The organism is Pseudomonas sp. UBA1879, assembly GCF_002338065.1.
In the GTDB taxonomy this organism is placed as follows: Bacteria; Pseudomonadota; Gammaproteobacteria; order Pseudomonadales; family Pseudomonadaceae; genus Aquipseudomonas.
In genome coordinates this window covers 140,406-153,672 of record NZ_DDHJ01000001.1, presented here as the reverse complement: position 1 = coordinate 153,672, position 13,267 = coordinate 140,406, and the positions used below count along the sequence as shown (strand labels likewise).

Annotated in this window: 9 protein-coding genes; 6 read left to right on the top strand and 3 right to left on the bottom strand. The window is 61.7% G+C overall.

From position 1 onward, the window contains the following. Window positions 1-416 precede the first annotated feature (416 nt). The gene (locus tag B3N48_RS00690) at window positions 417-1,151 is read right to left on the bottom strand and encodes a tellurite resistance TerB family protein (RefSeq protein WP_296178403.1); all 735 of its coding nucleotides are present in this window, start codon (window positions 1,149-1,151) and stop codon (window positions 417-419) included. 444 nt (window positions 1,152-1,595) lie between these two features. On the opposite strand from B3N48_RS00690, the gene ydcS reads away from it, so the two are divergent. The 6 genes from ydcS (at window position 1,596) to B3N48_RS00660 (ending at window position 9,677) form a co-directional block, all read left to right on the top strand. Next, entirely contained in the window at window positions 1,596-2,747 is a 1,152-nt protein-coding gene (gene ydcS, locus B3N48_RS00685) for a putative ABC transporter substrate-binding protein YdcS (RefSeq protein ID WP_296178401.1), read from the top strand. 109 nt (window positions 2,748-2,856) lie between these two features. Next, entirely contained in the window at window positions 2,857-3,906 is a 1,050-nt protein-coding gene (locus B3N48_RS00680; RefSeq protein ID WP_296178399.1) for an ABC transporter ATP-binding protein, read from the top strand. A 1-nt stretch (window position 3,907) separates the two neighbouring features. Continuing rightward, a complete protein-coding gene (locus tag B3N48_RS00675; RefSeq protein ID WP_296178396.1) occupies window positions 3,908-4,858 on the top strand; it encodes an ABC transporter permease in 951 nt (316 codons plus the stop codon). Beyond that, window positions 4,848-5,678, top strand: a complete 831-nt coding sequence (locus tag B3N48_RS00670) for an ABC transporter permease (RefSeq protein ID WP_296178391.1) — start codon at window positions 4,848-4,850, stop codon at window positions 5,676-5,678. The genes B3N48_RS00675 and B3N48_RS00670 overlap by 11 nt, the downstream gene beginning before the upstream one ends. A 197-nt stretch (window positions 5,679-5,875) precedes the next feature. Beyond that, entirely contained in the window at window positions 5,876-7,300 is a 1,425-nt protein-coding gene (locus tag B3N48_RS00665) for a gamma-aminobutyraldehyde dehydrogenase (RefSeq protein WP_296178388.1), read from the top strand. 370 nt (window positions 7,301-7,670) lie between these two features. Next, a complete protein-coding gene (locus B3N48_RS00660; protein WP_296178813.1) occupies window positions 7,671-9,677 on the top strand; it encodes a hybrid sensor histidine kinase/response regulator in 2,007 nt (668 codons plus the stop codon). A 617-nt stretch (window positions 9,678-10,294) separates the two neighbouring features. Here the strand turns inward: B3N48_RS00660 and B3N48_RS00655 are convergent. Further along, on the bottom strand, window positions 10,295-11,401 hold the full coding sequence (locus tag B3N48_RS00655) for an NADH:flavin oxidoreductase/NADH oxidase (RefSeq protein WP_296178386.1): 1,107 nt from the start codon (window positions 11,399-11,401) through the stop codon (window positions 10,295-10,297). Window positions 11,402-11,500: 99 nt separating this feature from the next. Next, window positions 11,501-13,216: a single-stranded-DNA-specific exonuclease RecJ gene (gene recJ, locus B3N48_RS00650; RefSeq protein ID WP_296178384.1), complete on the bottom strand. Its 1,716-nt coding sequence runs from the start codon at window positions 13,214-13,216 to the stop codon at window positions 11,501-11,503. Between the last annotated feature and the right edge of the window lie 51 nt (window positions 13,217-13,267).

The following is a 13,267-nucleotide window of genomic DNA, read 5'->3' as shown; positions in this document are numbered from 1 at the left end:
CTCGTAGGAGCCGTCGGAGGCACGACGGCAGCGAAGCGGTGTGTCATTTACCCAACAAGGCTTTGACACGCCACCATCGCTGCCGTCGGGCCTCCGGCGTCTCCTACATGTTCTGCTGCGGCCTCAGGTTTCGTGCCCACGACAAACTTGCTAAAAGCGCTGAGGTAGCGCTCTGCCCTGCTAACGAAGCGGTGGTTCGGTAGAAACCTGCGATTTTCCTCATAGCCACAAAGCCCGCGCCCCTTCGCAAATCTCGTAGGAGCCGCCGGAGGCACGAAGGCAGCGAAGCGGTGTGTCAGTCACCAACCAAGGGCCTGACACGCCGCCGTCGCTGCCGTCGGGCCTCCACCATCTTTCCTAAGACTGAGCCGCGTTTTTGCGACTGGCGTTATTTCGAAGATCCTCTGCGGTGTGGACTACGGCTGCGCCTGTCGCACCTGACTCTCCAACTCCGCTTTCAACCCCGGTTCAAGCTTCAATTGCTTGGCCAACTCATCGAGATAAGCGCGCTCCATGAAGTGTTCTTCGTCCACCATCATGACGCTGGCGAGGTACATTTCAGCGGCGATTTCAGGCGTGTGGGCCGCGCGGGCGACGTCAGCCGGGTCAAGAGGCTTGTTCAATTCGGCGTGTAACCAGTGCTGCAGTGCTTGATCGCCGGTCAGGCGGGTGAACTCGCCTTCGATCAACTGGCGTTCATTATCGTCGACATGGCCATCGGCCTTGGCCGCTGCAACCAGCGCCCGAAGGATGGCTTCGCTGTGTTGCTCTACCTGCGCCGGGGGCACGCGGTCGACCGTCTGGGGCTGGCTGGGCGCAACACCAGGCTGGTTGGCCTGCCAATTGCCATACGCTTTGTACGCCAGCACCCCCAACGCCGCGAGGCCACCGTAGGTAAGGGCTTTGCCGCCGAGTTTGCGCGCGCTTTTGTTGCCCAGCAACAAGCCCATCGCGCCTGCTGCCAGCGCCCCCCCGCTGGCCCCTGACAACAATCCACCCAAGTTGCCACCGCTCACTTTGCCGAGCAGATCATTAAGCCCGCCTTGGGCACCTTTATGCTGGGCGCCGGGATTGACCATGCCGCCTGCCTTGTTCTGCAACAGGTCTTGTCCGGATTTCAACAGTTGATCGAGCAAGCCACGGGTGTTCATGAGAAACCTCCTGAAACGGGATAGACGGTTCGACTCGCAGGGTATGTCGAAGTCGCTAAAGCCCGGTGGCCGGTGTGCTTCCAGATGTTGCAAGCGCATCTTGCTTTCTTCGGCGGGTCCGTCCCTGCGGCGCGACGCGCGGGAGTCACCGCATCCGGCCCTCAGGGCGTCGATTCAATCGAACGCCGCTTTCCGCATTTAGCATTTGTCGAGCACTGGATGTGGCACTAGGCTCAAAGGCTTGGAACGCGCCCGCTTCAGGATGCCGGTACGGAATGCTTCATAGGGTGCTCGCATGGACGCCAATTCGGGGGAGCGTCTGTCTTTCCAGGCTAGAAATAATAGAAGTGGGCGCGATGACCCCTTGCAGCTTGAGGCTTGCGCCGCGTCGCTGTCTCTCCACCACTGATCTCTGCCAAAAAACCAATAAACGAGGGGAACCGTATGTCAGCGCAAAAGACCATGTTATTCGGCGCTATCGTTGGCGCTGTGTTGGCGAGCGGCGCCGTGCAGGCGGCGGAAACGCTCAAGGCTGTGGGCGACGGCGAGGGCCAGCTGGATATCGTGGCGTGGCCCGGCTACATCGAACGGGGCGAGAGCGATAAGGCGTATGACTGGGTGACCGGGTTCGAGCAGGAAACCGGGTGCAAGGTCAGCGTCAAGACCGCGGCGACGTCGGACGAAATGGTCAGCCTGATGACCAAGGGCGGTTATGACCTGGTGACGGCATCGGGCGACGCGTCGCTGCGTCTGGTGGCGGGCAAACGGGTGCAGCCGATCAACACCGACCTGATCCCTAACTGGAAAACCCTCGACCCGCGCCTGAAAGACGGCCCGTGGTACACCGTCAACAAGCAGACGTATGGCACGCCCTATCAGTGGGGCCCGAACGTGTTGATGTACAACACCCAAGTGTTCAAGACCCCGCCGGTGAGTTGGAGCGTGGTGTTCGAGGCGCAGGATTTGCCCGACGGCAAGCCGAACAAAGGCCGCGTGCAGGCCTATGACGGCCCGATCTACATCGCCGACGCCGCGCTGTACCTGAAGACCGCCAAGCCGGATCTGAAGATCGAAGACCCCTATCAGTTGACAGAAACCCAGTACAAGGCCGTGCTCGACCTGCTGCGCGCGCAACACCCGCTGGTGCACCGCTACTGGCATGACGCGACTGTGCAGATGAGCGACGTGAAAAACGAAGGGGTCGCGGCGTCGAGTTCATGGGGTTACATGGTCAACGGCTTGGTCGCCGACAAACAGCCGGTGGCCTCGACCATTCCGCAGGAAGGCGCCACAGGCTGGGCTGACACCACCATGCTGCATGCCGACGCCAAGCACCCGAATTGCGCCTACAAATGGATGAACTGGTCGCTGCAACCGAAGGTTCAGGGTGACGTGGCGGCCTGGTTCGGATCACTGCCGGTGGTACCCGCCGCGTGCAAGGCCAGCGATTTGCTCGGCGCCGAGGGCTGCTCGACCAACGGGTTCGACCTGTTCGACAAGATCGCCTTCTGGAAAACCCCACAGGCGGAAGGCGGCAAATACGTGCCGTACAGCCGCTGGACCCAGGATTACATTGCGATCATGGGTGGGCGGTAGTTCCTTAACCCGCACGCCAGACGCAATTCCTGTGGGAGCCGGCTTGCTGGCTCCCACAAAGGCGACCGCGCAAGATTCCAGATCCCCGCTTTCACCAGAGTTTTCAATCATGACCCTTGCAGTCCAGTTCACCCAGGTTTCCCGACACTTCGGCGAAGTGAAGGCCGTCGACCGGGTTTCCATCGATATCAAGGACGGCGAGTTCTTTTCCATGCTCGGCCCCTCCGGCTCGGGCAAGACCACCTGCCTGCGCCTGATCGCCGGCTTCGAGCAACCCAGCGCGGGTTCGATCCGCATTCATGGCGAAGAGGCCGCAGGGTTGCCGCCTTACCAGCGCGACGTCAACACGGTGTTTCAGGACTACGCCCTGTTCCCGCACATGAACGTGCGCGACAACGTCGCCTATGGCCTCAAGGTCAAGGGCGTTGGCAAAAGCGAACGCCTGACCCGTGCTGAAGAAGCGCTGAACATGGTTGCGCTCGGCGGCTACGGCGATCGCAAACCGGTGCAGTTGTCGGGTGGCCAGCGTCAGCGTGTGGCGCTGGCTCGCGCACTGGTCAATCGGCCTCGCGTCCTGCTGCTCGACGAACCCCTCGGCGCCCTGGACTTGAAGCTGCGCGAACAGATGCAAAGCGAGCTTAAAAAGCTGCAACGTCAACTGGGCATCACCTTCATCTTCGTGACCCACGACCAGACCGAAGCGCTGTCAATGTCCGATCGCGTCGCGGTGTTCAATCAGGGCCGCATCGAACAAGTGGACACCCCGCGCAACCTGTACATGAAACCGGCAACCCCCTTCGTCGCCGAATTCGTCGGCACCTCCAATGTGCTGCGAGGTGAGTTGGCGCAACAACTGAGCGGGCATCCGAATGCGTTTTCGATCCGTCCCGAGCACATCCGTTTCGCCGATGGCCCAGTCGCCAGTCACGAAATCGAAGTCAGCGGGTTGCTGCATGACGTTCAGTACCAAGGCAGCGCTACGCGTTATGAGCTGAAACTGGACAACGGCCAGACCCTCAGCGTCAGCCAGGCCAACACGCAATGGCGGGACACCGGCGCGCAGCATCAGCCCGGTCAGCGCATCACGGCGCGCTGGGCTCGGGAGGCGATGGTGCCGTTGCACGACCCGGCCACCGAGCGCACGGCAGAGGCCCATTGAAATGAGCCAGACGCTCGCCCAATCCGCGCCGATACCGGGGCAGTCGCTCTCGCGGCGCTTGTCCAATCTGCTCTATCGGCGGCCGAACCTGTACCTGTCGCTGCTGTTGATCCCGCCGCTGCTGTGGTTCGGCGCGATTTACCTCGGCTCGCTGCTGGGGCTGCTGTGGCAAGGGTTCTACACCTTCGATGACTTCAGCATGTCGGTCACGCCGGACCTGACGCTGACCAACTTTGCAGCGCTATCCAACCCCGCCAACTTTGACGTGATCCAGCGCACCCTGACCATGGCCATCGCGGTGTCCATCGCCAGCGCGGTGGTCGCCTTTCCCATCGCTTATTACATGGCGCGTTATACCTCGGGCAAGACCAAAGCGTTTTTCTACATCGCCGTGATGATGCCGATGTGGGCCAGCTACATCGTCAAGGCCTATGCGTGGACGCTGCTGCTGGCCAAAGGCGGTGTGGCGCAGTGGTTCGTCCAGCACCTGGGGCTGGCGCCGCTGTTGCAGGCGATCCTGGGCATTCCCGGCGTCGGTGGCAGCACTTTGTCGACGTCTCATCTGGGGCGTTTTCTGGTGTTCGTGTACATCTGGCTACCGTTCATGATCCTGCCGATTCAAGCCTCCCTCGAACGCTTGCCGCCTTCGCTGCTGCAGGCTTCGGCCGACTTGGGCGCCACGCCTCGGCAGACCTTCTTCCAGGTGATTCTGCCGCTGTCGGTGCCGGGCATCGCGGCGGGTTCGATCTTTACCTTTTCGCTGACACTGGGCGACTTCATCGTGCCGCAGCTGATCGGCCCGCCTGGCTACTTCATCGGCAGCATGGTCTACGCCCAGCAAGGGGCCATCGGCAACATGCCCATGGCCGCCGCGTTCACGCTGGTGCCCATCGTGTTGATCGCCCTTTACCTGTCCATCGTCAAACGACTGGGGGCCTTCGATGCGCTCTGAGCCTGTCATCACACACGGGGATCACGCCTCTTGGGGTCTGAAGATTGCGGCCTGGGGCGGGCTGGTGTTTCTGCACTTTCCGATCCTGATCATCGTTGTCTACGCGTTTAACACCCAGGACGCCGCGTTCAGTTTTCCGCCTCAGGGCTTCACCCTGAAGTGGTTCAGCGTGGCGTTCTCGCGGCCTGATGTGTTGGAATCGATCAAGCTGTCGTTGCAGATCGCCTGCGTTGCGACGCTGATCGCTCTGGTGTTGGGCACGCTGGCCGCGGCAGCGTTGTATCGGCGGGACTTCTTCGGCAAGGACGGCATTTCGCTGATGCTCATTCTGCCCATTGCCCTGCCCGGCATTATCACCGGCCTGGCCTTGCTCTCGGCGTTCAAATCGCTGGGGATCGAGCCGGGGATGTTCACGATCATCGTCGGCCACGCGACCTTCTGCGTGGTGATCGTCTACAACAACGTCATTGCCCGCCTGCGCCGCACGTCCCAGAGCCTGATCGAAGCGTCGATGGACCTGGGCGCCGACGGGTGGCAGACCTTTCGCTACATCATCCTGCCGAACCTTGGCTCGGCGTTGCTGGCGGGCGGAATGCTGGCGTTTGCATTGTCGTTCGACGAAATCATCGTCACCACCTTTACCGCAGGTCATGAACGCACGTTGCCGATCTGGCTGCTCAACCAGCTCAGCCGCCCCCGCGACGTGCCGGTGACCAACGTCGTCGCGATGCTGGTGATGATGGTCACGATGCTGCCGATCCTTGGGGCGTATTACCTGACCCGGGGTGGTGAAAGCGTGGCGGGGAGTGGTGGGAAATAGGATCGAGTGGCCGAACCGGCCTGAAATACAGACCCCCTGTAGGAGCGTGGCTTGTCCCGCGATCGGCTGCGCAGCAGTCGTAAATCGGAATGATCAGATCCGTCTGACACACCACATTGACCGATTTGCTGCCGGTTCCCGGCAGATCGCGGGACAAGCCACGCTCCTACACAGACTGAGTCATTCAGGAGAAAACCATGCAAACCAAACTGCTGATCAATGGCCATCTGGTCGCCGGTGAAGGTCCCGCGCAGCCTGTTTTCAACCCCGCGTTGGGTCGCGTGCTGGTGGAGATCAACGAAGCGTCCGAAGGCCAGGTCGACACCGCCGTGCGCGCCGCCGACGCCGCGTTTGAGAGTTGGTCCCAGACCGCGCCGAAGGACCGTTCGCTGCTGCTGTTGAAACTGGCGGACGCCATCGACGCCCACGCTGAAGAACTGGCCAGGCTCGAATCGGACAACTGCGGCAAGCCGTATCACGCGGCGCTGAACGATGAGTTGCCAGCGATCGCCGACGTGTTCCGTTTCTTTGCCGGCGCCAGCCGCTGCATGAGCGGTTCGGCAGCGGGGGAATACCTCCCGGGCCACACCTCGATGATCCGTCGCGACCCGGTGGGCGTCGTCGCCTCCATCGCGCCGTGGAACTACCCGCTGATGATGGTCGCCTGGAAAATCGCCCCCGCCCTCGCCGCAGGCAATACCGTAGTGCTGAAACCGTCCGAGCAAACGCCGCTGACCGCGCTGCGCCTGGTCGAACTCGCCAACGACATCTTCCCGGCCGGCGTACTGAACCTGGTATTTGGCCGCGGCCAGACCGTCGGCAATCCGCTGGTCAGCCATCCGAAGGTGCGCATGGTCTCGCTGACCGGCTCAGTGGCCACGGGTTCGCACATCATTTCCAGCACCGCCGACAGCGTCAAACGCACCCACATGGAACTGGGCGGCAAAGCGCCGGTGATCATCTTCGACGACGCCGACATCGACGCGGCGGTCGAGGGCATTCGCACGTTCGGCTTCTACAATGCCGGGCAGGACTGCACCGCCGCATGCCGCATCTACGCACAGAAAGGCATCTACGAAACATTCGTTCAGAAGCTGGGCGAAGCGGTCAGCACCCTCAAGGTCGGTCAGCAGAATGACCCGGACACCGAACTCGGCCCGCTGATCACCGCCCAGCACCGCGACCGGGTGACCGGCTTTGTCGAACGTGCAGTCGCCCAGTCCCACACGCGGCTGGTTACCGGCGGCAAAGCCATCGAAGGCAACGGCTTCTTCTTCCAACCCACCGTCATCGCCGACGCCCAGCAAGATGACGAAATCGTCCGTCGCGAAGTGTTCGGGCCGGTGGTGTCCGTGACGTCGTTCGACGACGAAGCCCAAGTGCTGGCCTGGGCCAACGACTCGGATTACGGCCTGGCGTCTTCGGTCTGGACCCAGGACGTTGGCCGCGCCCACCGCCTTTCGGCACGTCTGCAATATGGCTGCACGTGGGTCAACACCCATTTCATGCTCATCAGCGAAATGCCCCACGGTGGCCAGAAACTTTCCGGCTATGGGAAAGACCTGTCGATGTATGGGCTGGAGGACTACACCACTGTGCGACATGTCATGTTCAAGCACTGAGGCGTTCGGGCAGACAGTGACAACCGCCCGGCTCACCAGCGGTGATAATCGCAACGACGTCACCGGTGAGCCGGGTTGCTGTGCCGGGCCATTTCAAGCTGGTTGAAATGCGGCAGAAACACGCAACCCCTGCGCGCGCGGAAGGTCAACACCCTAGACGTTGCTTTGAGTCGACAGGGGCGCTGACGGATATTCGTTCAAATATCGAAAATCTCCCTTTCTCACTCAAACACCCTTCACTCGGATAGGAAGGGTATGGACTTCCAGTCCGGCTACGTGCCCTGATTTCACCTGACTGGAGCTTGCCTCATTGACCCGATATCCCCGCTTTCCCGCAGGCGACAGTGAGGCAGGCCGCAAGATCGCTGGCATGGACTGGGCCGCGACGTCTCTTGGCCCGATCGAGCAATGGCCAGCGGCGCTGAAGATTCATCTCAATCTGATCCTCAACTGCCCCGAGTCGATGTACCTGCTTTGGGGCGCGGATCTGCTGTTCTTTCATAACGACGCCTACGCCCCGATCCTTGGCCCGCGCCTGGATACGGCCCTAGGTGCGCGCGTGTCCGAGCTGTGGTCGGACGTGTGGGATCAGGTCGAACCCTATGCGGAACAGGCCATGGCCGGCCAGCCGTACCATTGTGAAGACTTGCCACTGACCATGGCCCGTTTCGGCACGATCGAGCGCACCTGGTGGTCGTTTTCGTTCTCGCCACTGATCGATGAATACAACCAGGTGGTGGGTCTCTTCTGCGTGACTAACGAGACCACCCGCCGCGTGCTGGACCAACGCGCGTTGCGTGCCAGCGAGCAGCGTCGACTCGACCTGATTGCCGACCTCGAACGCAGGGTGGTAGAACGCGCCCATGAGCGCGGCCTGACCTGGCAAGTGAGCCCTGACCTGTTGTCGGTCATGACTGCTGATCTGCACTTCGAGACCACCAACCCGGCCTGGCGACTGGTGCTGGGCTGGACTGACGACGAGCTGTCGCGTTTCGCCTTCGCCGACCTGATTCATCCCGAAGATGCGTTGCGCAGCCAAGAAGCGTTCAATGCGCTCGGGCGCAACCACCCGGTGCTGAACCTGGAAAACCGTTACCGACGCAAGGATGGCGGCTACCGCTGGCTGTCGTGGGTGGCGGTCCCGGAAGGCGGCAAACTGTATTGCAGCGCGCGGAACATCACCGCTGAAAAACAGCAGGCCGAGGCGTTGCGCGTGGCGGAGGACGCCCTGCGTCAATCCCAGAAAATGGAGGCGGTGGGCCAACTGACCGGCGGCTTGGCCCACGACTTCAATAATCTGCTGATGGGCGTCAGCGGCAATATCGAGCTGTTGAAAGACCGCGTCGCCAAAGGCCGCATCGACAACCTGGAGCGCCACATCAATGCCGCGCTGGAAGGGACCCGTCGAGCGGCAGCGCTCACCCATCGGTTGCTGGCGTTCTCCCGGCGACAGACCCTCGACCCCAAACCCACTGACGTCGATCGTCTGGTCGAAGGGCTGGCTGAGCTGATTCGACGCACGGTCGGCCCCGCCATCGCCATGGACGTCATGGGAACGCCGGGTTTGTGGGCCACGTTGGTAGACGCTCATCAGCTGGAAAACGCTCTGCTCAACCTGTGCCTTAACGCCCGGGATGCGATGCCTGATGGCGGCCAATTGTTGATCGAGACTGGCAACACAACCCTTGGCGCCGCCGAAGCCGCTGACCTGGAACTGCTGGAAGGCCGCTACGTGACCCTGTGCGTCAGCGACAACGGCACCGGGATGACCGCTGAAGTGTTGGAGCGCGCCTTCGATCCGTTCTTCACCACCAAGCCCATCGGCATGGGTACCGGCCTGGGACTCTCGATGATTTACGGCTTCGCCCGCCAGTCGGGGGGCGGTGTGCAGATCACATCCATCATTGGGAAAGGCACACAGGTGTGCATTTACTTGCCGGTTCAGGACAACACCCTCGCGTTCGAGCCCGAGGCGGCCCTGCCGGAGCAACCCCTCGGCCCCTCGGCGGGCGGCGAAACCGTGCTGGTGGTAGACGATGAGCATTCGGTCAGAACCTTCATGGCGGAGGTGTTGACCGACCTTGGCTACCGCGTGCTGGAAGCCGACATGGGCGCCGCTGCGCTGGCAATCCTCCAGTCACCGCAGACCATCGACCTCCTCATCTCAGACGTCGGCCTCCCCGGCGGCATGAACGGCCGCCAACTGGCGGACGCCGCCCGCGCCCTTCGCCCAGGCCTGAAAGTCCTGTTCGTGACCGGTTACGCCGAAACCGCTGCACTCGGACATGGACGACTGGAACCAGGGATGCACGTCCTCACCAAACCGTTTTCGATTCCTGCGCTTAGCGAAAGGGTAAAGGAGCTGCTCGATTATTGACCCGACCCTGCCAACGCCGAGTAGAAACCCACGCCAGCCAGAAACCCCACGTACAACGCAGCACCCGTAGGAGACGCCGCAGGGACGACCGCAGCGAAGCGGTAGGTCATTTGAGCTGCCTGAACCACCGTCATCGCGGCCGTCGTTCCTCCGGCTGCTCCTACAAGATTTTGCGGCGTACTTGGATGCGATGATCACCGGTGCATCGTTGTCCCAACCCTGCCAACGCCCACGTAGAAACCCACGCCAGCCAGAAACCCCACGTACAACGCCGAACCCGTAGGAGACGCCGGAGGGACGACGGCAGCGAGGCGGTAGGTCATACACAGTTGAGCTGCCTGACCCACTGTGATCGCTGCCGTCGTTCCTCCGGCTGCTCCTACAAGATTTTGCGGCGTACTTGGATGCGATGATCAGGTGCATCGTTGACCCAACCCTGCCAACGCCCGAGTAGAAACTCACGCCAGCCAGAAACCCCACGTACAACGCCGAACCCGTAGGAGACGCCGGAGGGACGACGGCAGCGAGGCGGTAAGTCATACACAGTTGAACTGTCTGACCTACTGTCATCACTGCCATCTGGTCTTGATGCAGAACGCTTTACCTTAAGGCCGCGATCAATCCCGCAAATCCGACTCGTGAATCGGCTGATCCCGATGCGTCGCGCGCTGGTACTGCGCAGGCCAGACCGCTTGGCGGCCGCCCAGATCATCATCGGCGTGCAACGGCCAATAAGGATCACGCAACAACTCACGGGCCAACAGGATCAAATCGGCCTGCCCCGTGCGCAGAATCGTATCCGCTTGATAGGGCTCGGTGATCATGCCGACCGTCCCTGTGGCAATGCCCGACTCCTCGCGCACTCGGCCCGCGAACGCCGTTTGATAACCAGGCCCCACTGGAATCTCGGCATTCGCCGCGGTCCCGCCCGACGACACGTCCACCAGATCGACACCCAATGTCTTCAAGCGCTTGGCCAACTCGACCGTCTCATCCGGGTTCCAGCCATCTTCCACCCAATCGGTGGCCGACACGCGAACGAATAACGGCAGTTCCTGCGGCCAGACTGCGCGGACAGCCTCGGTGACTTCCAGTGTCAGACGAATGCGATTCTCGAACGAACCGCCGTATTCGTCCTGCCGCTGGTTACTCACTGGCGACAAAAACTGGTGCAGCAGATAACCATGGGCGGCATGGATTTCTGCCACTTTGAAACCTGCCGTCAATGCACGTTTAGCGGCTGCCACGAAGGCTTCAATGACCTCTTTGATCTGCTGGGCATCCAGCGGCGTGGGCAGCGTGTGTTTAGGATCGAATGCCACCTTCGACGGTCCCCAAGGCGTCCAACCGCCTTGATCAACCGGAATGCTGCCTTGCTTGCCCAGCCAAGGACGCCAGGTACTGGCTTTGCGTCCGGCGTGGGCCAACTGAATACCGGCCACGGCGCCCTGCGCGTTAATGAAACGGGTAATGCGCTGCAGCGGTTCGATCTGCTCGTCGTTCCACAGCCCGAGGTCTTCCGGGGTGATACGGCCGTCCTCAGTCACGGCGGCGGCTTCAGTGAAGATCAGCCCTGCACCGCCCACCGCTCGGCTGCCGAGGTGGACCAGGTGCCAGTCATTGGCCAGACCGTCTTTGCAGGAGTACTGACACATTGGCGACACCACGATGCGGTTGCGCAAGGTCAGTTGACGCAGGGTAAAAGGTTCAAGCAGCAGGCTCATGGGCACCTCTCGAAGTCGCATGGGAAGGTCCGTCGTTCTGAACCTAGAGCCTAGTCGACAAGCTGAAAGAAGCGGGGGTTCCAGCTGTTTCGCGTGAAATCATCGCGGCGAGATGTGCGCCACCATGAGCTGCACTGTTTCGTTGCCCCGAAACTCGTTGAGGTCCAGCTTGTAGGCGAGTTCGACCCAACGCACGGTCGGATTGGGCCACACATCACGATCGACACTGAACGCAATACCCTCGAGCTTCACGCTGCCGCATTCGGTCTTGAGCACCATTTTCAGGTGTCGCTCGCCCACCACCCGCTGCTCAACCAACTGAAACACGCCATGGAACAACGGCTCCGGAAAATGCTGGCCCCAAGGCCCGGCGTTGCGCAGCGCGCGCGCCAGCTCGAGGTGAAACTCTTCGACGGCCAGCGTGCCATCAGACAGTAACCGCCCCGTTAGGTCCTCTTCCGTCAATTGACGGCGCACCTCAGCATCGAACGCGTCCGCAAACGCCGGAAAATTTTCAGCCGGCAGCGACAGACCCGCCGCCATCGCATGACCGCCAAACTTGCTGATCAACTCAGGATGCTTCGCGGCAACGGCATCCAGCGCATCGCGAATGTGAAACCCCGGCACTGAGCGCGCCGAGCCTTTCAACACACCCTCCCCCGCACTGGCGAAGGCTATGGTGGGCCGGTGATAGCGTTCTTTAAGGCGCGACGCGAGAATCCCGATCACGCCCTGATGCCACTCGGCTTCGTACAAACACAGCCCGAACGGCATGGACTCGACAGGCAAGTCCTTCAACTGCGCCAGCGCTTCGCGCTGCATGCCCTGTTCGATGGACTTGCGGTCCTGATTCAGCTCGTCCAGTTGCACGGCCATTTCCCGCGCCAGGGTTTCGTCCTCGCACAGCAGGCATTCGATGCCCAGGCTCATGTCGTCCAGGCGACCTGCCGCGTTCAAACGCGGTCCGAGAATGAAGCCAAGGTCTGTGGAGGTGATGCGCGACGGATCGCGGCGAGCGACTTCCAGAATCGCGCGCAACCCTGGGCGCGCACGACCGGCGCGGATTCGCATGAGCCCCTGATGCACCAGGATGCGGTTATTGGCGTCCAGTGGAACCACGTCGGCCACACTGCCTAGCGCCACCAGATCCAGCAGCTCGCCAAGGTTCGGCTGAGTGCGACCGTTGGCCTCGAACCATCCCAATTCACGCAAACGTGCGCGCAGGGCCATCAGCACGTAAAAGATGACGCCAACGCCCGCCAGGGCTTTACTCGGGAAGGTGCATCCAGGCTGATTCGGGTTGACGATGGCATCGGCAGCCGGCAGTTCATGTCCCGGTAAATGGTGGTCAGTCACCAGCACCTGCAGACCCGCCGCTTTGGCGGCCGCCACGCCCTCGACGCTGGAGATGCCATTGTCTACGGTCATCAACAGCTCGGGCCGGCGCTCAAGGGCGACCTTGACGATTTCCGGGGTTAACCCATAGCCGTATTCGAAGCGGTTCGGCACCAGATAATCGACGTGAGCCGCGCCCAGCAGCCGCAGTCCCAACACCCCGACCGTGCTGGCCGTTGCGCCATCGGCATCAAAGTCACCGACGATCAGAATGCGCTGACGTCGTTGCAGCGCAGTCACCAGCAAGTCCACGGCAGCATCGATGCCCTTGAGCTGCTGGTACGGAATCAGCCTGGCCAATCCCTTGTCCAGTTCATCCTGCGACAGCACGCCGCGCGCGGCATACAGACGGGTCAACAAGGGCGGCAGGTCACCGAGAAAGGGCAAGGTGTCGGGCAACTGGCGTGATTCGATGCGCATGCGGGTTCCGCTGATATGTTCGGTTGGAGCTGAGTCGGTCGGGAGTGGCGA